The 24,788-nt window shown below is 39.3% G+C and carries 26 protein-coding genes and 1 pseudogene; 4 read left to right on the top strand and 23 right to left on the bottom strand.

Features of this window, described 5'->3' with window-relative positions; translation table 11 throughout:
* Positions 1-87: 87 nt before the first annotated feature.
* Together HY841_02410 and HY841_02405 are read left to right on the top strand one after the other, a co-directional pair.
* Positions 88-456, top strand: coding sequence for a four helix bundle protein (locus HY841_02410; protein ID MBI4929587.1), 369 nt, complete (start codon positions 88-90; stop codon positions 454-456).
* A 123-nt stretch (positions 457-579) separates the two neighbouring features.
* The gene (locus HY841_02405; protein MBI4929586.1) at positions 580-2,139 is read left to right on the top strand and encodes a T9SS type A sorting domain-containing protein; all 1,560 of its coding nucleotides are present in this window, start codon (positions 580-582) and stop codon (positions 2,137-2,139) included.
* A gap of 1 nt (position 2,140) precedes the next feature.
* Here the strand turns inward: HY841_02405 and HY841_02400 are convergent, their stop codons facing one another.
* The 16 genes and pseudogenes from HY841_02400 to pyrR form a co-directional block, all read right to left on the bottom strand.
* Positions 2,141-2,365, bottom strand: a complete 225-nt coding sequence (locus HY841_02400; GenBank protein ID MBI4929585.1) for a hypothetical protein — start codon at positions 2,363-2,365, stop codon at positions 2,141-2,143.
* A gap of 178 nt (positions 2,366-2,543) precedes the next feature.
* Positions 2,544-2,858, bottom strand: a complete 315-nt coding sequence (locus HY841_02395; protein MBI4929584.1) for a rhodanese-like domain-containing protein — start codon at positions 2,856-2,858, stop codon at positions 2,544-2,546.
* A 1-nt stretch (position 2,859) separates the two neighbouring features.
* A complete protein-coding gene (gene lon, locus HY841_02390) occupies positions 2,860-5,292 on the bottom strand; it encodes an endopeptidase La (protein ID MBI4929583.1) in 2,433 nt (810 codons plus the stop codon).
* 117 nt (positions 5,293-5,409) lie between these two features.
* A pseudogene (locus HY841_02385) lies at positions 5,410-5,890 on the bottom strand (hypothetical protein).
* Positions 5,883-6,665: a hypothetical protein gene (locus tag HY841_02380; GenBank protein MBI4929582.1), complete on the bottom strand. Its 783-nt coding sequence runs from the start codon at positions 6,663-6,665 to the stop codon at positions 5,883-5,885. The pseudogene HY841_02385 and the gene HY841_02380 overlap by 8 nt, the downstream one beginning before the upstream one ends.
* A 59-nt stretch (positions 6,666-6,724) precedes the next feature.
* Positions 6,725-7,885: a GlmU family protein gene (locus HY841_02375; protein MBI4929581.1), complete on the bottom strand. Its 1,161-nt coding sequence runs from the start codon at positions 7,883-7,885 to the stop codon at positions 6,725-6,727.
* A gap of 1 nt (position 7,886) precedes the next feature.
* Positions 7,887-8,741 (bottom strand): hypothetical protein, encoded by an 855-nt coding sequence (locus tag HY841_02370; GenBank protein MBI4929580.1) that lies wholly within the window; start codon positions 8,739-8,741, stop codon positions 7,887-7,889.
* Positions 8,742-8,774: 33 nt separating this feature from the next.
* On the bottom strand, positions 8,775-9,197 hold the full coding sequence (locus tag HY841_02365) for a hypothetical protein (GenBank protein ID MBI4929579.1): 423 nt from the start codon (positions 9,195-9,197) through the stop codon (positions 8,775-8,777).
* A gap of 28 nt (positions 9,198-9,225) precedes the next feature.
* Positions 9,226-10,056 carry a hypothetical protein gene (locus HY841_02360; GenBank protein MBI4929578.1) on the bottom strand — a complete coding sequence of 277 codons (831 nt, stop codon included), beginning with the start codon at positions 10,054-10,056 and terminating at the stop codon, positions 9,226-9,228.
* 54 nt (positions 10,057-10,110) lie between these two features.
* On the bottom strand, positions 10,111-11,055 hold the full coding sequence (locus tag HY841_02355; GenBank protein MBI4929577.1) for a hypothetical protein: 945 nt from the start codon (positions 11,053-11,055) through the stop codon (positions 10,111-10,113).
* 141 nt (positions 11,056-11,196) lie between these two features.
* Complete coding sequence (locus HY841_02350) at positions 11,197-11,907, bottom strand: response regulator transcription factor (GenBank protein MBI4929576.1); 711 nt, start codon at positions 11,905-11,907, stop codon at positions 11,197-11,199.
* A gap of 420 nt (positions 11,908-12,327) precedes the next feature.
* Entirely contained in the window at positions 12,328-13,245 is a 918-nt protein-coding gene (locus HY841_02345; protein ID MBI4929575.1) for a ribonuclease Z, read from the bottom strand.
* 108 nt (positions 13,246-13,353) lie between these two features.
* Positions 13,354-14,139, bottom strand: coding sequence for a T9SS type A sorting domain-containing protein (locus HY841_02340; GenBank protein MBI4929574.1), 786 nt, complete (start codon positions 14,137-14,139; stop codon positions 13,354-13,356).
* 39 nt (positions 14,140-14,178) lie between these two features.
* The gene (locus HY841_02335; protein ID MBI4929573.1) at positions 14,179-14,541 is read right to left on the bottom strand and encodes an STAS domain-containing protein; all 363 of its coding nucleotides are present in this window, start codon (positions 14,539-14,541) and stop codon (positions 14,179-14,181) included.
* 99 nt (positions 14,542-14,640) lie between these two features.
* Complete coding sequence (locus HY841_02330; protein ID MBI4929572.1) at positions 14,641-15,573, bottom strand: aspartate carbamoyltransferase catalytic subunit; 933 nt, start codon at positions 15,571-15,573, stop codon at positions 14,641-14,643.
* Between the two features lies 1 nt (position 15,574).
* Positions 15,575-16,120 carry a bifunctional pyr operon transcriptional regulator/uracil phosphoribosyltransferase PyrR gene (gene pyrR / locus HY841_02325; GenBank protein ID MBI4929571.1) on the bottom strand — a complete coding sequence of 182 codons (546 nt, stop codon included), beginning with the start codon at positions 16,118-16,120 and terminating at the stop codon, positions 15,575-15,577.
* A 430-nt stretch (positions 16,121-16,550) separates the two neighbouring features.
* Between pyrR and HY841_02320 the strand changes: the two genes are divergently transcribed.
* Positions 16,551-17,516, top strand: a complete 966-nt coding sequence (locus HY841_02320) for a DUF4349 domain-containing protein (GenBank protein ID MBI4929570.1) — start codon at positions 16,551-16,553, stop codon at positions 17,514-17,516.
* Between the two features lie 65 nt (positions 17,517-17,581).
* Here HY841_02320 and rpsA read toward each other — a convergent pair whose 3' ends face one another.
* The 7 genes from rpsA to HY841_02285 all read right to left on the bottom strand — a co-directional run bounded on the left by rpsA (position 17,582) and on the right by HY841_02285 (position 23,866).
* Positions 17,582-19,381, bottom strand: a complete 1,800-nt coding sequence (gene rpsA, locus HY841_02315) for a 30S ribosomal protein S1 (protein ID MBI4929569.1) — start codon at positions 19,379-19,381, stop codon at positions 17,582-17,584.
* A gap of 222 nt (positions 19,382-19,603) precedes the next feature.
* Positions 19,604-19,960 carry a DUF5615 family PIN-like protein gene (locus HY841_02310; GenBank protein ID MBI4929568.1) on the bottom strand — a complete coding sequence of 119 codons (357 nt, stop codon included), beginning with the start codon at positions 19,958-19,960 and terminating at the stop codon, positions 19,604-19,606.
* Entirely contained in the window at positions 19,950-20,183 is a 234-nt protein-coding gene (locus HY841_02305) for a DUF433 domain-containing protein (protein MBI4929567.1), read from the bottom strand. Before HY841_02305 ends, HY841_02310 begins: the two co-directional genes overlap by 11 nt.
* 53 nt (positions 20,184-20,236) lie before the next feature.
* Complete coding sequence (locus tag HY841_02300) at positions 20,237-21,169, bottom strand: T9SS type A sorting domain-containing protein (protein MBI4929566.1); 933 nt, start codon at positions 21,167-21,169, stop codon at positions 20,237-20,239.
* The gene (locus HY841_02295; GenBank protein ID MBI4929565.1) at positions 21,166-22,404 is read right to left on the bottom strand and encodes a T9SS type A sorting domain-containing protein; all 1,239 of its coding nucleotides are present in this window, start codon (positions 22,402-22,404) and stop codon (positions 21,166-21,168) included. The genes HY841_02300 and HY841_02295 overlap by 4 nt, the downstream gene beginning before the upstream one ends.
* A gap of 53 nt (positions 22,405-22,457) precedes the next feature.
* A complete protein-coding gene (locus HY841_02290; protein ID MBI4929564.1) occupies positions 22,458-22,808 on the bottom strand; it encodes a hypothetical protein in 351 nt (116 codons plus the stop codon).
* A gap of 362 nt (positions 22,809-23,170) precedes the next feature.
* Positions 23,171-23,866, bottom strand: a complete 696-nt coding sequence (locus HY841_02285; GenBank protein ID MBI4929563.1) for a zinc metallopeptidase — start codon at positions 23,864-23,866, stop codon at positions 23,171-23,173.
* Positions 23,867-24,006: 140 nt separating this feature from the next.
* Between HY841_02285 and HY841_02280 the strand changes: the two genes are divergently transcribed.
* Positions 24,007-24,714 carry a diphthine--ammonia ligase gene (locus HY841_02280; GenBank protein MBI4929562.1) on the top strand — a complete coding sequence of 236 codons (708 nt, stop codon included), beginning with the start codon at positions 24,007-24,009 and terminating at the stop codon, positions 24,712-24,714.
* Positions 24,715-24,788: the final 74 nt, after the last annotated feature.

The following is a 24,788-nucleotide window of genomic DNA, read 5'->3' as shown; positions in this document are numbered from 1 at the left end:
GTAACTTATGTTACGCAAAATGTTCAATATTCAATGTTCAATTCTCAGTTCTCAATGGTTACTCGCAACAGAATTATCTTTTGAAGTATGGAACAGAAAAAATATGATATAGAAGATCGTTTGGTTAACTATACATGTAGAATGATTGATGTTGTTGAAGCATTACCTCAAACAAGGGCAGGAAACTATATTGCCGGGCAATTAATTAAATCTTGTCATTCTCCAACTTTTAATTATGGAGAGGCTCAAGCAGCTGAATCAAGGGACGATTTTATCCATAAACTGGCTGTCGTTCTTAAAGAATTAAAAGAATGTCGTTCTGCATTAAAAATAATTCGGAAAAAGGAAATGATTAAACCGGCTGTTAAGCTTACTGAAATCTATAAAGAAACTGAAGAATTAATCGCCATAATTGGAAAAAGTATCAAAACTGCTGAAAAGAATAAAGGCACATAAGTGCTAATTGAAATATTGAACATTGAATATTGAATATTGAATATTTTTTAAAAAGGATTTCTGCGTAACATAAAGGAGTAACTTATCTCCGTAATTTTATATCTCATTACCAAACCAATCATCGTGAAAAAAATATTTTCACTCTCTTTGCATCTGTTATTCTTTATTCCGCTTTTATTCTCTCAGTCCAGCGATATGAATATTTCAAACTTTCCTACTTCAGATACCGAACCCTATCTGGCTGTAAATCCCTCCAATGGAAATAATCTTATTGCGGCATGGATGCGCGTAACTTCTTTCACGCAGCTTTCCATCTGCACAAAAGCCTCTTTTGACGGAGGAATCACATGGGGGAATCAAAACATACTGCCTCACATGTCATCTAACTTTACTTCTGCCGATGTTTCCATTACATTTAATAATTCAGGAACTGCTTTTCTTAGTTATGTAGATTACAAACTGGTTCTTGATTCTGGCTTTGTGCGAATAGTGAATTCTGCTAACGGAGGCGTTTCATGGAGCAGTCCTGTAAATGCAGTGAGCGCTGCTGACTCTCCTGATTTACCCGTTGACCGCCCCTGGATTGCTGCCGATTACACGAGCGGAACTTACAGCGGGAGATTGTATCTGGTCAGCAAAAGTTATTTTGCCGCAACTCCTCCTCACAAAATATGGCTCAGCATTTCATCTGACAGCGGTAGCACCTGGACGCCCATCAAACAGCTTGACGACAGCATTCCTGTCGGATTGACAAACATCATGGGAACTCCTGCCGTTGGAGCAGATGGTTCGCTGTATGTTGCCTATCCTTCTTACGTGCCAAGCCTGAGCCCCTTCGCACGAACCATTTGCATTAAATCAACCGATGGGGGAAATTCTTTTATTCCTTATCCCACTCAGAATTATCCTGCTAATGCTGCTATCACAGACACACTCTATCAGGGAAGTTATTCGCTCTCTGCAAATCCGGCTAACGCCAGCAATATTGTTTTGCAATTTACAGACCAGCGCAACGGAGACCCTGATATTGAATCTCAGTTTTCAGTTGATGGAGGAATCACATGGAGCGCAGTGCAGCGCGTGAATGATGATGCCATGGGCAATGGTGTGGGGCAGGATATGTCATGGTCTGCCTTTTCTTCTTCCGGAATTTTTGCCATCGCCTGGCGCGACCGGAGAAATTTTGGAACGAGCTCGCAGGATTCTTTTGAAGTATTCACAGCGGTTTCCACTGATGGAGGAATAAGTTTCTTTCCCAATTACCAATTCAGTTCAGCTCCTTCGCCTTTCATTAACATACAAAGAGGAAATGATTTTATTGGTGTCGGGCTGAATAGCAATACTCTGTTTTCTGATTGGTGCGACAGACGCACTCCCAACAATGAAATATTCTTCAGAGGAGAATCACTTTCTCTAATCGCTTCATCAGAAAATAATTTATCAAGCAGCCATATCTTTGCCCGGGTTTACCCGAACCCCAGTGGCAGCGAAATAGAAATTTATGATTTGAATAACAGAAAGTACGATTTGGCGGTTTTCGATGTATCAGGAAGAAATATATACACTTCTCAAATTGCGCAATGCTCGTCTTATAAAGTGCCGTATAAGTTTTCTTCAGGAAATTATTTCTTCAAACTGAAATTTCTGTCAGAAGAAAAAACAATAAAGGTTGTTGTTAAATAACTTATTTATTTCCGGTAGGCAAACCGTCTTTGTATTCGCCAAGAATAATGACAAGTTTTGTCTTGCGGTATTCCTGCACTGCCGCTATCATTTCCTCTTTAGTTTCTTTTCTGAGCTTTATTCCTGAGCCGGGATCAGTTCCGCGGTTGCGCACTTCAATATAAAATCCATCTCTGAATACGATGGGTTTGCTGGGCGGTCTTCCTCCTCCTTTCTTTCCTTTCATTCCCATAGATAAATTTTTTAATCGGGTTTACCCCGTTGGATTAATTTCATATCCTACGGGGTTTACCCTCGTGGATTTTTTTTATCCAACGGGGCCGAAGATAGTTAAATATCAATGCGCGTAAATAATTTTTAGGCTGGGGTTTTCTTCGTCTTCTCAACAGCTTTTGCCCGGAATCCTACAACTTACTTTGCAAACGGCTCCATCCGCCACCGTTGTAAACATGTTGGTAGCCCATTGATTTAAGAATCCCTTTTGCCGAAGCGCTTCTCATGCCTGAAGCGCAACAGGTGATAATGGTTCTGTTCTTGTCTTTTAATTTATCCAGATGGTTGCTGAGCTGATCCACGGAAATATTTATTGAACCTTTAATATGACCACCGGAAAATTCTCCTTTGCTCCTAACATCTAAAATAATGGCTCCGTCTTTTACTAATTGAGCATAATCGACCTTTGGTCCAAATCCGAAGATGTTTTTAAGTGTGTTGAGCATATTAATTCACAAAAACTTTCTTCAGTGGCAGCGCAATATTCAGCACATCCATCATATTGCTTACATAATGAAAGGTGAGTCCTTTGAGAAATTCTTTATTGATTTCCTCCACATCTTTGCGGTTTTCTTCCGGAAGAATTATCTCTTTAATGTCAGCACGCTTGGCGGCAAGAATTTTTTCTTTCACCCCACCGATGGCAAGCACTCTTCCGCGCAAGGTAATTTCTCCCGTCATGGCCAAAAACTTTTTTACCTTCTTTCCGGTGAATGCCGATGTAAGAGCGGTGAGCATGGCAATGCCCGCTGAAGGTCCGTCTTTGGGTGTTGCGCCTTCGGGTACGTGTATGTGAATGTTTTTAGTAGTGAATAGTTCGGGTGAAATTCCTAATAAGTCGCTGTGCCCTTTTAAATATTCCAAAGCAAGGGTGGCAGATTCTTTCATTACATCCCCCAGATTTCCGGTGAGTGTGAGTTTTCCTTTTCCAGCGCTCAAACTTGTTTCAATAAATAAAATATCTCCGCCAACAGGAGTCCATGCAAGTCCGATTACAACACCGGCAGTGCCGGCATCCTGATACCGGTCTTTCGGATGGGCAGGACCCAGCATGGTGGTTAAATCATCTTCGCTGATGGTGGGAGAAATTTTTTTGTTCATCGCAATTTTCTTTGCGGTGTGGCGTGCTGCCTTTGCGATTTTCTTTTCCAGTTCGCGCACGCCTGATTCGCGCGTGTAGTTCTCAATTATTTTTTCCAATACTTTATCCGGAATATTAATTTTCTTTTTGATTCCGTTCTCTTCAAATTGTTTTGGAATGAGGTAGCGTTTTGCGATTTCTATTTTCTCTTCTACGGAATATCCGGTCATCTCAATAACTTCCATTCTGTCTCTTAACGCTGGCTGAATGGTTTGTAGTGTATTTGCTGTAGCGATAAACATCACTTTCGACAAATCATAATCTACTTCAATAAAGTTATCGTGGAAAGCATTATTTTGTTCAGGGTCTAAAACTTCCAGCAGGGCAGAGGAAGGGTCTCCGTGCCAGTCATTGCCCACTTTATCAATCTCATCCAACATGAAAACAGGATTGGAAGATTTTGCTTTCAGGATTCCTTTGATGATTCTTCCAGGCATGGCGCCAATATAAGTTCTTCTGTGACCGCGAACTTCGGCTTCGTCTTTTAATCCTCCAAGAGAAACGCGCATGTATTTTCTTCCGAGCGCGGCAGCAATAGATTTTCCGAGAGAAGTTTTTCCAACACCCGGAGGTCCCACCAAACAAAGTATGGGCGACTTCATGGTGTTCTTCAATTTCAAAACGGCAAGATGTTCAAGAATCCTTTCTTTTATTTTTTCCATACCGAAATGGTCATGGTCCAAAATCTTTTGCGCTTTCTTCAAATCATAAACATCTTCAGTGTATTCGTTCCAAGGCAGATCAACGAGCGTTTCCAGATAATTTGTCTGCACTGAATATTCGGCAGCATTCGGATTAATGCGCTCCAGCTTTTTAATTTCCTTGTCAAAAAGTTCCGCGATTTCTTTGCTCCATTTTTTTCCTTCGGCTTTCTTTTTCAATTCTACCACCTGTTGTTCAAATGAATTTCCTCCCAACTCTTCCTGAATAGTTTTTATCTGCTGATGCAGAAAATATTCCCGCTGTTGTTTGTCAAGGTCCACTTTCACTTTGCTTTGAATCTGATTTTTCAGCTCAAGCATTTGTAATTCTTTCGTCAGGTGTGTGAGCAAATGCGTAGCGCGCTCTTTCAGGTTCGGAACTTCCAGGAGTTTTTGTTTTTCCGTAACAGGAATATTCGCGTTGGAAGAAATAAAATTAATAAGGAACGAAGGGCTCTCAATATTCTTCATAGCAAACGATGCTTCTGATGGAATGTGCGGAGAACCTTTTATAATCTGCTGTGCAATATCTTTCAGCGAACCAACCAGCGCGTCAAATTCTTTATCGCCCGTAGCGGGTTTCGCTTCCTTGAACTCACCGATCTTCGCTTTCAGATAAGGTTCGGTCTGCGTAAGTTCTTTGAGTTCGAACCTGCGTTTTCCCTGTATGATAACCGTTGTGTTTCCGTCAGGCATTCGAAACATTTTCAAGATGAAAGCAATCGTTCCGATTTTATTCAGCTCTTCAATCGTTGGGTCTTCGGTCTTGTCGTTCTTCTGCGCCACCACACCAATGGTTTTATCGCCTTTGTAAGCGTCTTTTATGAGGTTGATGGATTTATCGCGCCCAACGGTGATGGGAATCACCACGCCTGGGAACAATACCGTGTTGCGAAGTGGAAGAATGGGCAACGCCTCGGGGAATTTTTCAGAGTTGATCTGCTCCTCATCTTCTGTGCTAAGAAGCGGAATCAGTTCAGCGTCATCTTCAATGATGGGGCTCAGGTTCAGGTTTTCGTTATCGAATATATGTGACATAAATTAAATATCTATTGTTTGGTGGCTGAAAGGCAAGTATGGTGCCATGGAGAATATTACGACATAATGGCGTTTTAATTTGTAAGCAATGGAATAGATGACATGTGTAAGTGGAAATTATTTAAGATCAAGAATTCCAAATGTTTCCGAATGTGGAGTATTAAGATTTATGAATTGAAATTTTGGATTAGTATGCTCTTTAAGAAGTTTATAAATTTTTAAACTTTCCGCATCAGAAGAAAGATAAAATTCAATGGCGAGTTCAATGTCTGCTTGTGCAAAAAGTTTTGTATCATTTGGAATAATATTCCTCTCTCGTAACTTTAATTTAGTTCTATTTGTAAAAAGCGATTTTTGCAAACTCTCCCGTTCGTTTACTATGGTCAAGATTGAAAGGAAGTATTTGAAGATTCTTTAGAGGTAATTCATTGATGTCACCTCCAGCACAATATTCACCAATAGAAATTGTCGAAACCACCATTACAATATCTCCTTGAAGAAAGTAACGAAAATAGCCATCAGCATTTTTGAATAACGGATCTGTGTCATTCAAAAAACGTAGAAAGAAACTCGTATCAAGTAAAACTGCTTTATGCATCATATCCTCCCCTTAAATCTTTTAACCATTTATCTGGATTGATTGTACTCAACCAATTTTTCTTTGCCATATCTCTAAGTTTTTTTAAATACTTTTCATCGTATTTTGTATGATATTCAACCAACTCAATAAATTTCAATGTGCCTGTGTCAATTTCTCCAGTTTCAGAATGTTGTTTGCCTATTGCGCGAATCCCAAAAGTTTTATAGAGAAGATTTTCTTCTTGCTTTTCAAGAAAGGGAATGGGAGTTTCTACTCTTATTGTTCCTAAATCATCTGTAACAATATGGATATTAGCTTTATCTTTTCCACCAGCATTAGTAACTTTACCATAAAAATAAAACTCTGCATCAGCCCAAACTGCTTCGGTTCTATAAAAACTAGTTGTCCTGTCAACTTGCACTTCATTAGAATTTTCAACAGAGGTTCTAATTGAAAAAGAATAATTTTTTTTAGTTGCCGTATCTTGAAATTCTTCGATAGCTCTTGCTGTAGGAGAGTCAAGGAAATCTATATTTTTTGATTTACTTACTTGTCCAAGAATAGCATTAAAGCCAATGATATATTGAATTGATGTTTTGAAAATATGCTTTACTGACCCTTCTTCAATCATATAACTTACAGTTGGTCTGTCTTTTTTTTCGTTAGGGAAAAGAAGATTTTCGGCACTGTCTAAAATTGTCCTGATTTCCCGAATATCATAATTATCAGGAGTTAATTTCAAATTACCTTTAGAACCTGAGATTCGAATTTCTATGTAACCAATTTTATCCATAACTCAAAAATAATAAAAGAATTTGATATTTTACAAAAGTATAAAATCAATCAAATATACTATCTCCTGAATTTATCTGTCATTTCAAACACTTTCGTCAGGATTTCTTTTTCTATATCGTTAAACTTTTTGTTTCTGCGTTCATAAACCCGTTGTGCGGTTGCAATTGCATCGCTTGGTTTGTAGGTGGAAAAGCCGCCTGCGCCTCCCCATGAAAAATCAGGAATGAAGTTGCGCGGAAATCCTGATCCGAAAATATTTGCGCTCACGCCCACCACTGTCCCGGTGTTGAACATGGTATTGATTCCGCATTTGCTGTGGTCGCCCATGATGAGCCCGCAGAAAGTCATGCCTGTGCTTTCAAATTTTTCCTGGGAATAATTCCAGAGTTTCACCGGCATGTAATTATTTTTCAGGTTAGAGTTGTTGCTGTCAGCGCCAATGTTGCACCATTCGCCAATCACAGAGTTACCGAGAAATCCATCGTGCGCTTTGTTGGAGTATCCGAAGATGACTGAATTATTTATTTCGCCTCCTGCTTTTGATGCAGGACCAACTGTGGTGGGACCGTAGATCTTAGCACCCATTTTTAATTGAGAGTTTTCTCCCAAGGAAAACGGTCCGCGCACCATGCATCCTTCCATAATTTCAGCATCTTTCCCTATGTAAATGGGTCCAGCACTGGCATTAAGAATGGAATATTCAACCTTCGCGCCCTTCGCCAGAAAAATATTTTTCGGATTGATTATTGAATTTGTTTTACTGATCTTCTGAGATTTCTTTCCTGAACTGAGCAGGTAAAAATCATCTTCAATCGCTTTGCCATTTTTCTGAAAGATGTCCCACAGATTTTTTATATAAAGAGAAAATGCCTTTGTTTCTTTCCTGTTTTTATAATTTGTTGTATCAGAAGTAGAAGAATTTATGGCAACGAGTGTTTCATCGCTGAATAACGCTTCTCCTGATTTAAGAGCCAGAATGTCCTTTACCAGTTTTTGATTCGGGCAGACGGAGCCGTTGATTAAAATATTTTGCTTTGATTCTTTGAGAGGAAATTTTTTACTGAGATAATCTTCTGTTAACGTAGAAGTTTTTGCTTCCAGGTATTTCTCCCATTTCTCCCGAATTGTAAGAATGCCAATCCGTATTTCACAAACAGGGCGGGTGAGTGTGAGCGGAAAAAGATTTTCCCGCGAGTCGTCAAAAAGAATGTAGTTCATTTTACTTTTCTTTTAAGTGAAACTTTACCAATTCGTCAATCGGATTTGAAATGATTTTATTTATCGTTACTCCTTTTTCTTTTGCAATAGTATGAAGAATGTTTTTGAAGCTGGAAGCAATGGAGCCGACAAATCCAACAGGAACATTCATGTGGTTTTCATATTTACAGATGGTCTTTTCAAAAAACTCAGTAACACATTGCTTCACCAGTTTAGCTATAAACGGGTCTTCAATATGCTCGTGAATGAATTTTGCAAACGAAGCAAGAAAACGATTGGGATATTTCTTTTGATAAACAGCGTCAAAGATTTTGTCTTTGGTTAAACGATACTCTTTCAGGAATGTTTTATGGACTTTCTCAGGCAGTTCGTTATTCAGAAATGCCTTGAGAAATTCCAACCCTATGTGCGCCCCGCTTCCTTCATCGCCCAGGATGTAGGTTAATCCTCCTTTTATATGGGTAATTTTTTTTCCATCGTAATAACAGGAGTTGGAACCGGTTCCAAGAATACAGGCAATCCCTTCCTTATTTCCCAACAGCGCTCGTGCAGAAGCAAGTATGTCGTGATTGATGTCGGCTGTGGATTTTGGAAAAACCTTTTTGAGAGCAATCTGAACGATTCTTATTCGCTCTCTGCTTGAACAACTCGTTCCGTAAAAGCAGATGTGTGACTTCTCGCTTGTGATTTGCGACTTGATCTTCTTTGTGAATTTTCTGCTTATCTCATTCGCCATTTCACTGCTTGTCCAGAAAAGCGGGCTCAATCCGGCACAGGAAAAAGAAAAAATAGTTCCGTCTTTATCTATGAATCTCCAGTCGGCTTTGGTGGCACCGCTGTCAGCTATCAAAATCATTGCGCGAAAGTAAGAAGAATAGGGGAGAGTGTGTTATTTCTTCGTGAAGGAATTTGTTTCTTTTGCTGTGAGAATATATTTTGTTATCAGCATAGTTTGTAAAGAATCCAGTTTTGCTTTTTTCCCCATAATAGGAATCATTTTATGCCACTTTTCTTCTGAGAATTTATTCGGGCGATACAGATAATGACATTTGCTGCATTTGATTTTGAACAGCGTATACCCTTCTTTAAGTTGAGACAGAGACGCATCGCTCCATTTCTGTTTTGCAACAACTACATCCGTTTCAATAGGTGGTATGAGAGCAGGAGTGCAGCAGATAAGGAATAGGGAAATAAGGTATAAGGTATAAGGTACAGCAGAACCACTTATTCCCTTATACCTTATACCCATATACACTTTGCACTTACCGGCTGAACCCGACAAATAATCGTATTTCAATTTTTTAGGGTACATAAATAAAATGAACTGTATTTGATAGAGGTTACAAACCAAATCCCCACAATAATCTTATCTCCAGTTTTTCACGCGCATTTAATACAAGGTTATTCGGTGCGTCATCTGTTTTATAAAGATTTGCCCATTGAGGAAGCACGTTGAGTATAAGGAAATGCTCATCACCGGAATAGAACAATGTGGGTCCGCCAAACATGGCGGAAAAGTTCCATTTCCCGTCTTCAATCTCATTGCTGTTCACCATTTCTAATCCTAAGCCGAAATTTGGTTTAAACATGTGCATATATGCGAGGTCAATCTCCGGCTCATCTTCCCATTCAGTTTTCTTTTTTCCTTTCACTACATTATTTTTTATTTCATATTCATTCACAAGATTAAAAGCAAAAAAATCTTTCTCTGTTCTTTTATCAAAGATGAGTTTATTTTCAATTTCAAATTCATTGGGAGCAATACTGAATTCGGCATAGACGGCAAATCCAATTGGATCAGCAGAAGAATTCATCAGGTTCAGTTTCCATTCGCTGGAAACAGAAAATTCGGATTCGGAAAAGACTCCGCTGATGGAAGTATCTGCGATTCCTCCAAGTGTATCCAGGTTTGCTCCGAATGCTTTGTGAGAAGCGTTGAAATAAAGTGCCGATTGCAGTTTATCACTCATCCCCACTTCAAATTCAAGGCGCGTGTCTAACCGGTTAAAGTAATATTCCCTTCCCGTTCTGAAGGTGCCCTGTGCTTCAATGTCAATACCACCTTTTGGAAGCGTGTTTGATTGATAGGTTCTTGCAAATTGCCTGTCCTGAGCGTTTGCAATGTGAAACAGAGCAATAATTACAGTAATTGTAAAGAAAGTTTTTTTCATAGGGGGTTTTGTTTGTTTTATATGGAAGTTTTATTTTTAATCACAATGTTTTTGTTAAAACATTTTCATCAGCATTATACGCACCAAATCATCACTGGCATCGGTAAGTCCGATTGCAAATGCGGTACTAAGCATAAGACCATTGGGAAGATGTAACATAATGCCTGGCTGAAAATAATGTTCCTGTCGCCAAGGAATTATTCCCATCTGTTGGTCATCCCCTAATCCTCCCAACAATTCAAATGTTAATGTACTGGCAACAACATTTTTTTTACTTCCTTTTCCTGTAAGTTTCATTCCGCATTTGCTGCATTCTCCAGGTTTATCGGATACTTCATCAGAGTGCATCGGACAGGAATAGACACTTACTTCGTGTTCGTAATGAGGGGTGAGTTTATACATTGCTCCTAAAGCATAACCAAAAGGAGTTGCTCCTGTTCGGGTATCAGTTTCATTAAGCCAGTTAAATGCAACGTTCCAGTTTCCGATGTTCTGCGAAAGAATGAGTCGCGATTCAAGAATTTTTTCGCGTTTAGGTTCGCCTTCCGGTTCTTCTTTGTAAGGAGCAATTATCCAACCGCTGGTCTCCATCTTAAAGCGTGTTTCCGCGTCAAGGTCTTCAAATTCAAAATAAATAGTTGGATTAAAGAAAACTTCTTTTTTAAACAAGCGGTATCGTGTTTCAAATCGGAAGCCGGTGAATTTAGCAATTCCAGTTCCAAACTCTTGAAATGATTCCACCATTAATTCGATTGATAGTTGGTCGGTCGGACAATAACCAATTTCGGGCATCTGAGAAAGAAAGTTGTGCTGTCCTTCATCCCGCTTCACTTTTGAAGGCGCTGTGTGATCAATCATAAGCATAAATTCTAATTCGCCTTTTTCAACTTCATGTCCGTAAGTAGTGAAATATCCTTCCTGTGATATACCTGTGGAGCAACATAATGCAAAGACCGCAACTGCAACGGTCGTTTGAGTTACTGATAAAACTTGTTTCATGTAGAGTATATTTTGTTTAGAATGATTTTAAACAAAAGTATCTACACTTTAGATATTGGCAATACCTAATTATGGGTAAATAGAAGAAATACCAAGAAGTAGGTACGAGTTACGATTTACGAAGTACGAGTGATGAAGAAATTAATTTGCGAACAAAAACTTATTTGACTCGATGAGATTCTGGCGGATGGCAAACATCACAAGTCCTGCTGTGTTATTCACACCAAGTTTGCTCATGATGTTTTTGCGGTGAGTAGTAACTGTATGAACAGAAAGAAAAAGTTTATCAGCGATTTGTTTGTTGGTTAATCCATCGGCAACAAGTTGAATGATTTCAATTTCACGGACAGAAGGTTTTATTCCATCGCATGAAACTCTTTCAGCTGTTTTTGTCATACTGGTCTGCCCTGTATTTACCGGAAGAGAAGCCGAAGCATCTTTATCTGTTAGAATTGTATCAATTATTTTTCCGCAGAAGAATTTTTGTCCTTTCGCTGTATTATTAATGGCTTCAATAATTTCATCCTTACCACAATCTTTCAGAAGGTGGCTCACCACTCCGTTTTCAATTGCTTTTGAAATGATTGTTTTACTCTGAGGATTAGTAACAGCAAGAATATTTACTTCGGGGAAGTGCTGATGAATGACAAGGATGTCGTCAATGCAAAAGTAAAGAGACGTGTAATCAATCACTAAAACATGAGGGAGATGGAGGAGAAGTTTCTCAGAAAGGTCTTCAGCTTTTTGGGCTTCACCTACCAGCTTGAAGTTGCTATTCTCATTAATAACGGAGCGAAACCCTTCACGAATCAGGAAACTGTTATCTGCTATGAGAATCTTAATCTTTGCCATCTTGTTTAGAATAATTCTATACAAATATAATAACAATTGATATACCTTGATATTGAATTACTAACACCTCATTTTTGTCATGAAATTCTATACTCCTGAGATGAAAGCCCAGACTTCTGAGATGGAAGTCGTGAGACTTCTAAGCTGAAAGTCCAGACTTCTATTATATAAGTACGAACTTATTGTATGAAAGTTCTGTAATAACGTGAGTTTCGTTTAAGCAGCTACTGTAAATACATTTCGCTCCTACAGAGCGAGAATTTTATGGGGCTTATTATGTCTATTAATATTCAGTCCCTACGAGACTTTGCTCCGTAGTAGCATCATGTTAATAGAAAAATATGAACCCAACCAATATTTGTAGCTCCGTAGGAGCGAAACATCTGATTCCTTAAGCGAAACTCACGTTAATAATAAAGATTAACCAATCCTGAAAGTACTTCCTTCAATCGCAAGTAAAGTATTCGAAAATTTTTCTTTTGCTTCATTTAATAATACATCAAGATCCTTGTATCGTGCAGAATAGTGCCCAATGATTAATTGTTTTGCATTTGCCTTTTGGGCGATAGCTCCAGCCTGCTTTGCCGTGCAATGGTGAGTTTCAATTGCACGTTCAGCCTTATCATCAGCAAAAGTGGCTTCGTGGTAAAGAAGATTTACATTTCTGATTTGTTCAATATACGACTCATTATATAAGGTGTCTGAACAGTATGCGTATGTGCGTGGAGGATGAGGAGGAAGAGTGAGTTCGGAATTCGGAATACGTTTTCCGTCAGGAGAAATAAAATCATTGCCTTTTTTTATTTCAAAAATTTGCCGGACAGGAATATTGTACTCTTCAATTTTTTCTTTGATAATATTTCGCAATGGTTCTTTTTCTCTGAACAAAAACCCGTAGCAGGGAATGCGGTGATTCATGGGAATAGTTTCGACAGTCATTTTATCATCTTCGAAAATCTTTGCAAACGATTTTCCTTCCAGCACATGAAACTCTAAATCATAATTCAAAAAGGTCTTTGAATGATAATGATTTATATCTATGATTTCTTTCAATCCGGCAGGAGAATAAATATGCAATACTTTATCACGCCCAAGAAGGTGCATGGTTCCTAATAATCCAGACAACCCTAAATAATGGTCTCCATGAAGGTGAGAAATGAAAATATGATCAATGCGTTGAATCTTGAATTTGAATCTGCGAAGCTGAATTTGGGTTGCTTCTCCGCAGTCTAATAAAAAAAACCGCTCGTGTACGTTAAGTACCTGAGCGGTTGGATGTCTTGTTGCGGTGGGTGTGGCAGAACTGGATCCGAGAATAGTTAACTCAAACGATTGCATACTAAGATTATTACACAGATGTTAGAAAGATTACACCGATTACTTTGCGTTATTTCATCAGTGTAATCCTTTTTGTCTTTTCTGAAAATCGGTGTAATCCCAATACATTTACTTGTTAACAATCATCTTGCGTGTGAAAGCATTGCTGCCGTGTGATAAAGAATAGAAATAAATTCCTGAATCAAAATCTTTAGAATTAAGTTCTATATTATTTATTCCTTTTTTCACAGCAATATCGTATTGCTGAACAACGGTTCCGATCAGATTGTAAACCTTGAACTTGGCAACTCCGTTATCTTCTGCTGCGAACTGAATTTCAGAAATGCCATCGAATGGATTAGGATTATTTTGCAGAAGTATTTGAATTTTCGGATTTTCATTCACACTTGTGTTTGGGGAAACAATAATCTTGTAACCAAGAACTGTAGCCGGCTGATTACCGGGTCCATTTAACCAGTTATCTATGGAAAACACTAAATTATGTGTTCCAATATCCGCAGTTACAGGTGTGCCTGTAATGATGGCGCATCCTATAGAGTTGCCTTTCCATGAGCAATGAGTGGGGTTGCCAAAACCATTGGCATTCCAGCAGGCATAAGTCAAACTCAAACTTGCCGGAAGCCCAGTAACACCTGTCAGCACAGTAGAATCCCAATTAAAAGGGATATAAAATGGGGGACCGCTGTTAGTGTCTTGCGGAATAACAACAGTAATTGTTTGAGAGTATGGATTGCCCACATAGGCAGGAGCAAAATTGACAATAGTATCCGGATGGATTCCTCTTTGTGTGCTCGTGTTGGTGTATTGACCGTCAGGAGTGCATGCCGCCTGCCCGAATGACGAATAATTAAAGAGGGGAACGAAGAGTGCGAGTAAGAGTATTTTTTTAATCATAACTTTTTGTTTTGTTTTTATTCGTTTAAATATCAATAATTATTCTTCATCACCGCCCACTTTCTCTTTCAGCAGTTCAATGCTGTCTTCAAGATTGTCGGCAATATTTAAAATGGAGTCGAGTTGGGAAATAGAAATAAGATTTTTTACGGGTTCCTGCAAACCTGTTATTACAAGAGAACCGCCAGCATTTTTACATAGACGATTTGCAACAAGAATTGCGCTGAGTCCGGAAGAATCGCAATAACGTGTTGCAGAAAGGTCGATGATGATGTTTTGTACTCCGTCTGAATTTAGAATAACAAGTTCAGATTTTAATGAGGGAGCAACAGTGGTATCCAGTTTTTCAACGCTGGTTTTGACGAGTGTAAACTTGTCTTTCTTTTGAATTTTAAAACTCATGTATAATTAGTTCTTAGAGCAAAGGTATAAAAATAATAATGAAAGATGCAAGACAATGTTATTCTTATTCGACAAGTTCTGGTAAAAATTCGACCAACGTTAGTTTTCTTCGTGCCTGCCAGCGAGAAGATAAAGCACAGCCATGCGGATGGCTACACCATTTTCAACCTGTTCAAGGATGATGGATTGCTTGCTGTCTGCCACATCAGAGGTGATTTCCACTCCACGATTAATAGGACCGGGGTGCATGATGGTAATTTCTTTTTTCAGAGAGTCGAGCAATGCACGGTTCAATCCGAACTGCATAGTGTATTCGCGAAGTGTTGGGAAGTACTTGATGTCTTGCCGCTCTAATTGAATGCGAAGCATGTTCGCCACATCGCACCATTCAAGCGCTTTGCGAAGGTTGTTCTCCACTTTCACTCCCAGTGAATGGATATACTTTGGTACAAGGGTAGTAGGTCCGCAAACCATCACTTCCGCTCCCAGTTTTTTCAGGCAGAAAATATTTGAAAGCGCCACACGCGAATGAAGAATGTCTCCCACAATCACCACTTTCTTTCCTTTTACTTTTCCTAATTTCTGGCGAATAGAGTAGGCGTCAAGCAATGCCTGTGTGGGATGCTCGTGTGTGCCGTCCCCTGCATTCACGATTTTCGCTTTCACGTTTTTTGAAAGAAAGTGAGCAGCTCCCGGTGCAGGATGGCGCATCACCACCATGTCCACTTTCATGGCGAGAATGTTATTCACGGTATCAATCAGTGTTTCACCTTTTTTAACGGAGGAACCGGAAGAAGAAAAATTTATCACATCGGCAGACAATCTTTTTTCCGCCAGTTCAAATGAAACTCTTGTGCGTGTGGAGCTTTCAAAGAAAAGATTGGCAATCGTAATATCGCGGAGCGAAGGAACTTTTTTAATCGGACGGTTGATGACATCTTTAAAGTTGTCGGCAGTTTTAAAAATCAATTCAATGTCTGAAGCGGTGAGGTCTTTTGCTCCGAGCAGATGAGGAGTGGAGAGTTTGCTCATATCATTTTTCTGTTTTGTCTGTCAGAAGTATCACTTCATCTTCTTTGTCTGTGTCTTTCCACTGAACCAATACTTTTTCAGAAGCAATGGAGTCAATCGTTTTGCCTATGTATTTTGCCTGTATCGGCACATTGCGGCTGAGTCTTCTGTCAATCAGCACAACGAGTTCCACATCTCTTGGTCTTCCTAAGGTGAGCATGGCATCCAGCGCGGCACGAATGGTTCTTCCTGTATAAAGCACATCATCAACAAGAATCACATTTTTATTTTCTATGTCGAAATTTACTTCGGTGGAGGAGGGCACAAGTTCTTTCTGGCGGAAGTCATCGCGGTAAAATGTGATGTCAAGAACTCCGTATTTAATATCTTTCTTTTTTAATATGTCTGAAAGCTTTTTGTGAATGCGCTGGGCAAGCTGAACTCCACGCGGCTGAATGCCGAGAATAACCGAATTAGAAAAATCGTTGTGAACTTCTACTAGCTGGAAACAAAGGCGGGTGATGGTGAGGTCTATCTGCTGGGGGTCTAGAATCTGGCGCTGCTTCATTCTAGATGGCAAAGTTATTCTTTTTATCCATTCTCCGATAAAAAATTTGCTTTATCTAACGTGAGTTCTCGAACAAATATAACCATAACATAACATTTCGTCCCTAAGGGACTTTGATTTTCTGGGAGATATGTATTTCTACCGATATGCTGTCCCTAACGGGACTGTTCCGTAGGAACATAATATTGGTAGAAACAGCAACCACAAGAAAATACAGCACCCCGTAGGGGTGCAATATAAATTTGTTCCCGACTCACGTTTTATATAGGACTTACGCAATCTGTCACATCAAGTAGTCCTGCTTTGAGGGCGTGTCGAACTGACAAGACACTAAGTTTGCATAAGTCCTATTATGGAATTTGCTTTTCTTTACATCTGAAATAAAACTCTTCATGCGTCCGTTAAGCACAAAAATTTAAAACACAATCAAATGAAAAACTTTTTTTCTTTTACAGTTTATCTGCTTGCCGCAACTTTCATCATAAGCTGCGCACAGCATTCCATGCAGGACAAAGCTTCCAACAATAAGGAAGGAGGATATTCTTCTTCCGAAATGAAAGCCGAAGCCCCTATGGATGAAGAAACAGAGAAAGCCGACAGTGTTTCAGGCAACGCAAATGAATTTATGTCTTCTTCAGCGGCAAAGGAAACTGACAGCACAAAAAAATTCATCCGAACGGCTGACATGAAGTTTAAAGTAAAAGATGTGCGCAAGGCAAGTTTCGCTATTGAAGACCTTGTGGCAAAATGGGATGGCTTTGTAACCTACACCAACCTCAACAGCACGGTTGATTATAAAACCTACACTCCCGTGAGCGCTGATACAACTCTTGAAACCATTTTTTATACAGTTGCCAACGATGTGGTGGTTCGCATACCCAATACCAATCTTGACACCACGCTGAAAGAAATTGCCCGCCACATTGATTACCTGGATTACCGCGTGATCAAAGCGGAAGATGTTTCGCTTAACATGCTTTCCAACCAATTGGTGCAAAAGCGCCTGCAGGTGCATAACAACCGCTTGATAAATGCCATTGACGAGCAGGGAAAAAAACTTTTGCAAACAACAGGCGCGGAAGAAAATCTGCTGAACAAAACCCTGCGCTCCGATGAAGCAAAACTGGAGAACCTGCGCCTTCAGGAACAAGTATCTTTCAGCACCATCAAATTGAATATTTACCAACGGCAGGCAATAAAAAGAGAACTGGTTGAGAACTATAAAAACATTGATGAATACACGCCTTCGTTCGGGCACCGTGTGAAAGAAGCGGTGAAGAGCGGCTGGCGCGTTTGCGAAAACATTATAGTATTCTTTTTTGAAATATGGTGGCTGCTGCTGCTGTTTGCCGGAATGTGGATGGCATTCAGAAGGTTTGTTTTGAAGAAGAAGTAAGCGGATGTAAACAAAAAACCCTGACGCCTTACGGGTCAGGGTTTCTCTTTGAGAAAGGAGAAAGGTTAATCCTTTCCTTCCATTTCTTTTTTGAGTTTTGCCAGTCCTTCCAAATCACCCATGGTGTTTTTAGAAACGTTGTCCTGAACTTTTTTCACAGCCACCTGCTCCTCTTTTCTTTCAACTTGCTTTTGTTCTTCTTCAATTTGCTGATGGATGTTGGTATGCGAAACAAGAATTTTTCTTGACTCTTTATTGAACTCAAGCACTTTAAAGTCTAATTGTTCATCGGTGAGCGCGTTAGAGCCATCGGCTTTTACAAGATGACGCTTGGGCGCATATCCTTCCAATCCGTAAGGAAGGGCAATCACCGCTCCTTTATCGGTCATAGTGGTGATGGTTCCTTTATGAACTGAACCAATGGTGAATACTGTTTCAAATGCATCCCATGGATTTTCTTCCATCTGCTTAACGCCCAAAGAAATTCTGCGGCTGTCGGCATCCACTTCCATCACCAGGCATTCGATTTTATCTCCGAGTTTTGCAAATTCGGAAGGGTGCTTGAACTTTTTATTCCACGATAGATCTGAAATATGAATCAATCCGTCAATGCCCGGTTCGAGTTCAACAAATATTCCGAAGCCCGTGATGTTTTTAGCAACGGCAGATTGTTTTGTGCCTTTAGGATATTTATCGAGAATAGTGCTCCAGGGGTCGGCAACCATTTGCTTGATGCTGAGAGACATTTTGCGTGTTTCTTTATCCAGCATCACCACCACTGCTTCAATATCTTCGCCTACTTTCAAAAAATCTCCTGCCGAGCGAAGGTGCTGCGACCATGATATTTCTGAAACGTGAATAAGCCCTTCAACGCCCGGCATTACTTCTACAAACGCTCCGTAATCTTCAATGGCGCGAACGCGTCCTTTCACTTTATCTCCAATCTTAAGTTCTGTTTCAAGTTTATCCCACGGATGCGGTTTCAATTGTTTCAAGCCAAGAGAGATTCTGCGCTTCTCGTGATCGAAATCGAGAATAACCACATTGATCTTATCATCGAGCTTCACAATTTCATCCGGATGATTGATTCTTTCCCATGTTAAATCGGTGATGTGAATCAATCCGTCAACACCGCCAAGGTCAATGAACACACCGTAAGAAGTAATGTTCTTAACCGTTCCTTCAAGCACTTGCCCTTTCTCCATTTTAGAGATGATGACTTTCTTCTGCTCTTCAATTTCGGCTTCAATGAGTGCTTTGTGAGATACCACTACGTTGCGGAATTCCTGATTTATCTTCACCACTTTCAGCTCAATGATTTTATTTACGTACTGGTCGTAATCGCGAACGGGTTTCATATCAATCTGCGAACCCGGCAGGAAACATTCTATACCAAACACATCGGCAATAAGTCCGCCTTTGGTTCGGCACTTGATAAATCCCTGAATGATTTCCTGTGAAGCGAGCGCGGCATTCATCCTGTCCCATCCTTTTACTATGCGCGCTTTTTTGTGGGAGAGAAGCAACTGTCCTTCTTTGTCTTCCTGCTTATCAATATACACTTCCACTTTATCGCCTACAGCAAGATTGGGGTTGTAGCGGAATTCATTGAGCGCTATCACGCCATCGGATTTATAGCCGATGCGCACCAGCACTTCTTTGTCTGTTTTAGCTACAATGATTCCCTCAACCACTTCATGCTCTGCAATGTTGTTAATGGTGGTGGAATAAATTCCTTCGAGGCGTTCTTTTTCGGAAGAGGTGTAAGCGTCTTGCTTTTTTCCGATGGTGGTCCAGTCAACTGCTTCGTACTGGATGTTCGGGTCTACATCTTTGTAGGCGCCCTTTTCTTTTACTTCTGACATTTGGTTTTGCCATTTTTGGTGACGCCTTGGTCACCATCAAGACATTTATCGTCTTTGACAGTTTGGCGAAACTTTGTTCCTTTTCAGGCATCGGGAACTGGTTTGTGTTTCGGTATGCCTGTATACCGTTTTTAATGGGGAGCGAAGATAGGTAAATAAATGAAATGCGGAATAGGTGTTTTCAGCGGTGTCAGTCGGTGACTGATGCCACTTTAAAAACAATTAATCGGCAATTTCAACAATTTCGTTTTCTGCACTGCTTAGTAAGTTCAATGCTTCTTTCAGACGAAAAGATAAAATTTCTTTCATCATTGCATTGGAAGTGTTGCCGCAAGTAAGAAAAATAATTTTGGGAGGTGAACCAAATCGAATTAACAAGTCAACAAAATCAGAATCTTTTGTAATGATAATGATAGAAGAAGAATGTTTCTTTGCTTTATTAAAAATTACTACGTCATCCTCATTAAGTAAACCTAATTCGCGGACTGCGAAGCAGTGATTGCCGGATTGTTTAGAAATGAAAGAGCAAAGTGCAGGAGATAATTGAGCATCCAGCCAAATCTCAGTTTCAGGCGGCATGTAATACAGGATGATTTATTTTTGCAGCAGCATATTTGAGACAGGCAGTAATATCTTCTTTTTCAAGGTCAGGTAATTCAGAAAGAACCTGTTCATATGTCAGTCCGTTTGCAATTAGTTCAAGCACATCCGTAACACGAATTCTCATTCCACGCACACAGGGCTTGCCACCACATTGATTGGAATTTACTGTAATACGGTTCAAGATTGATGTTTTTTCCATAGGACAAATATACAAATTATAACACTAATGCTAACCGATTACCGATAGCTATATCAGTTATCCGTGATTATCAGTTTCTCAGTTGCAATAGTTTTGTTGTCTTGCATGAGCCGAATAAAATACAACCCGCTTGCGAGATTGCCTCGCTCAATGACGAATGGCGAATGGCTAATGACTAATGACTTTACTGCCTGCCCGAAACAATTATAAACTGTGAGGGTTGCGTTTGTTAAATAATTATCTGAGTGTAAAGTTGTGGAGGTGGAAAAGGGGTTGGGAAGAATGGAAATTTTATTTTCTTGTTTGTTTGTCTCGCTGATTCCAACATTAAATGAACAAACAGTATTAGTCGAAGGATACGCTTCAAAACCATTGTGACAGAAGAAATATAATTGCGAACCAGATTCAAATGGAGGAATAATAGGATTATATAAACCGAAAGTACTTCCTACACCTTCAATAATTGCATATGTGCTGTCTTGAGGCGATGGTGGTGAAGTGATAGATTTTAATAAAAATCTTTTATGATAGTTGTTTCCAACCATAGTCGAATCAATTCCGATAACTTCATTCTGGATTCCATTATAGGAGATTGTATCGCCAATATTCATATTAAAATCATAAATAAGATATTCGCTTGGGTTACCGAGAAAAAATACTTGCTTCAGCGTACTGTCTTGTCGAAGTGCACCTTTGTATTGATTGTAGTAATTGTAACCAGGAGGTTGACAAGGAGGCGCACCGATAAAACCTGATGCATAAATTTTTTTGTATGTGTAAGTTCCAACAATTGTGTCTCCATTGAAAAACAAAGTATAGTTGTCGTGAACTACGCAGGGTGGAGTACTCCAAACGATCCACCATGTCTCTTCATTCCAAATTGCATTTGTGTCAGGAATTGGATGATACACATTTGTCTGCGCCTGAGATTGTTTCGCTGCGCTCGCAATGACGAAAAGAAAAAAGATGAGAAAAGGTTTTTTCATTTATCCGTAATTACAAGTTTCTCAGTTGCAATAGTTTTGTTGTCTTGCATGAGCCGAATGAAATACAACCCGCTTGGTAAATTGCCTCGCTCAATGACGAATGGCGAATGGCTAATGACTAATGACTTTACTGCCTGCCCGAAACAATTATAAACTGTGAGGGTTGCGTTGTGTAAAGGATTGCCTGCCCCGTTGGAAAGATTTCCTACGGGGTCAATCTGCAAAGTTGTCTGTGTAGAAAAGGGATTTGGATAAATGTTTATGAAATTGTTTAAATGATTTTGTTCTGAAATTCCTGTACTGTTTGTCTCCCAGTGAATAGCATATAACTTTCCTTGAATGTTGTCATATTCCAAACTATAGAAATTATCGTTAGCATTAAAAGGTGCTATGAGAGCATTGTATATAACATTTCCTGTCGCAATGTCTATTGTCGCAATTTCCCATCCTCCTGCAGACACACTACTATACAGGTAAATATATTGTTGATTGACTTTGTCTATTATAGCACTACCACCTTGCTCCAGAAGTGTAGTTCCCGAGCCAATTTTTGTAACTGTTCCAGTTGATGGGTTAATTGAGACTAAAAAATACTTATTTGTGATATTAGAATCCCATAGTAGTCCATATAATATACCAGTCGAATTGTCATAAGAGAGAGAAGCACCTACTAAAACTTCTCCTGATAATAAACCAAGTGCTGTATTTGAACTTATAATTCCGGTAGTTGCATCAATTGATAAAATATTATTATTCCCTTTTAGTAGATATTTATTATTGATTTCATCAAACGTAGAACAACCCTGGCAAATACCCATATTGGGAATAGGGCTTGTGGATACATTAACATGCACCCCTGTTGTGGGGGTAATAGTTTCTAAGAAGTATTGAGACAGTCCAGTGTCAAAAAATAATCCATATAAAGTTCCTGTTGAATTATCAAATTCGAACTCTTTGCCATCAACAAATGTAAATGGGGGATTAGAAATGACTGAACCATTAGTAACATCGATGGAATATAAATAATCCGGACTTATCATCCCTCCCTGAAAAATGAATGTTCCATTTGTTTCATTATATGCACGTACATTTGCATAAACATACGTAATACCCGGTATAGCAGAAGTAATTTTATTAAAATTTCCATTTGTTCTATTAATCTCAACTATATATTCTCCCTGTGCAAAGGAATCGATGAATAAAAATAATGCGATGAGAGTAAAAACTTTTTTCATTGCCGGATAATTACTCTGCAAACTTACTTATTCTTTTCCACTTCGCAAAATAATTACTTTGTTTTCCCTTTTTTCAGCAGTTCATTTATCTCTTTGAGGTAGGCAATTTCTTTTTTCATGTCTTCGTTCTGTTTCTTAAGCGATTCATTTTCTTCGCGGAGCGTGTTCAGGGTGGTTTGTGTGTTTGCGGCAGATGAGCCCGCTGAAGGCGCATACGCATGCTGATACAGGTCATAGCCGAGCGCTTCTGAGATGATTTCAATCCATTTCGGGTTCAGCAAATCTTTTTTCAGCATCACATAAACAGAATTGGGCGTAACGTCAATTAGTTTTGCAAACTCTCTTACGCTCATTTTCTTTTCGTCCAATAGTTCTTTTATCTTATTTCCTATATGCGTTTTCATTTTTCTTGTTTTTATCTATACAATGCTCAAAATCCCTGCCATGTTTTCTTCTTTTGCGTGAGTGTTTTCTTTATTTGAGTTAATGATTTCAATTAACGCATGTGCGCTTTCTTTATTTGCATTAACGATATCTTTTTTTGCATGAGCGTTTTCTTTATCTGTGTTAACGATTTCTTCTTTTGTATGAGCGTTTTCTTTATTTGTGTTAACGATATATTCTTTTGTATGAACGTTTTCTTTATTTGTGTTAACGATATATTCTTTTGTATGAACGTTTTCTTATGTTAACGGGAGGACTTTCAACTAATGTATAATGTATTTTTCTTTTCCCCTCCTAATGGGAGGGGTTAGGGGTGGGCTTTTTATTTCCTTCTTCCCAACAACAGCATAATAAAATACATCAGCTGCGCGAGCGAAGCCAGTGCGGCAACAAAATAAGTGCGTGCTGCCCAGTTGAGAGCGTCTTCGGCTTTTGCGTGTTCATCGCCACGCGCAATGTTGGCAGAGTTCAGCCACACCAGCGCGCGTTTGCTGGCGTCAAGTTCCACAGGAAGAGTTATCATGGAGAAAACGGTGATCACTCCCTGACAAAGAATAATTGCCAAAAGCATTTGGTTGTACCAATGATACATGAATCCTAAGAAAAATCCGGCAAGAATAATTATATTCATTGCTTTTGAACTGATGTTCACCACCGGAACAATGGCAGAGCGAAGCGTGAGCCATGAATAGGCATGAGCATGCTGAACTGCGTGTCCGCATTCGTGAGAAGCAACTGCGGCAGAAGCAATATTTCTTCCTTCAAAAACTTCGCGGCTGAGGTTCACGGTTTTTGTCAGCGGATTGTAATGGTCGCTAAGTTGTCCGTCCACCGAAATTATTTTTACATCTGTTATTCCGTTATCGCGGAGCATTTTTTCGGCAACCTCTTTTCCGCTCATTCCATTTTGAAGAGGAGTTTTAGAGTATTCAGCAAATTTAGATTTCAAACGCGCGCTCACAAACATTCCAATGCCCATGAACACCAGCGTGATTACCATTAATATCGGGTCGAACATCATCATAGTTAAGTAGGTTTATTGTTTGTAAATGTAGATAACAAAAGTCACTCCTGTTCTTCTTTAACATAATTTAACGGACAGTTTGTACTTATCTCTATAGATATATGACGTATTGTACATTCTTTTATTTTTGAAATATGGAAAAATCTGTCATGTGCTGGAGTGGAGGAAAGGACTCCGCGCTGTGTTTGTATAGAATTCTTCAGGAAAAAGAATATGAAGTGAAATATCTTCTCACAACTGTGAATGAACAGTTCAAAAGGATTTCCATGCACGGAGTGAGAGAAGAATTGCTGGATGAACAAGCAAAACAAATTGGAATTCCTCTTGTAAAAATTTATGTGAGCGAAGGAACGAATTCTGAATACGAAAGAAAGATGGAAGAAACTCTTTTGAAATTCAGGTTGCAAGGAATCAACCATGTCATCTTCGGAGATATTTTTCTTGAAGATTTAAGAAAGTACCGCGAAGATAATCTCGCAAAAGTCAGAATGACAGGCGTTTTTCCTTTATGGAAACAAGATACCCTAAAACTGCTGGAAGAATTTCTTGCGCTCAAATTCAAAACAACTGTCTGCTGCACGAATGATGCATATTTGGGAGAAGAGTGGGCGGGAAGAACCATCGATGAGAAATTTCTTTCCGAACTTCCTTTAAATGTGGATGCCTGCGGAGAGAATGGCGAGTATCACACCTTTTGTTTTGACGGACCAATTTTTAAAAAACCGATTACAATAAAACAGGTGGATAAAATCTACAAGCCATTAGAAATCAAAAGAGACGACCAACACCCTTCTTCAAAAACACAGGGCTTTTGGTACTGCGATTTGTTGAAAAATTCATGAAACATTCTCTATGAAAATCCGTTCTGAATGGCATAGTAATTGGGAATCATTAAAGCAATCAAATTCAATAAAAA

This window comes from Bacteroidota bacterium, assembly GCA_016213405.1.
Taxonomy (GTDB): Bacteria; Bacteroidota; Bacteroidia; order Palsa-948; family Palsa-948; genus Palsa-948.
Note: the sequence above shows the minus strand (reverse complement) of the source record. Positions and strands in the feature narration are given on the sequence as shown.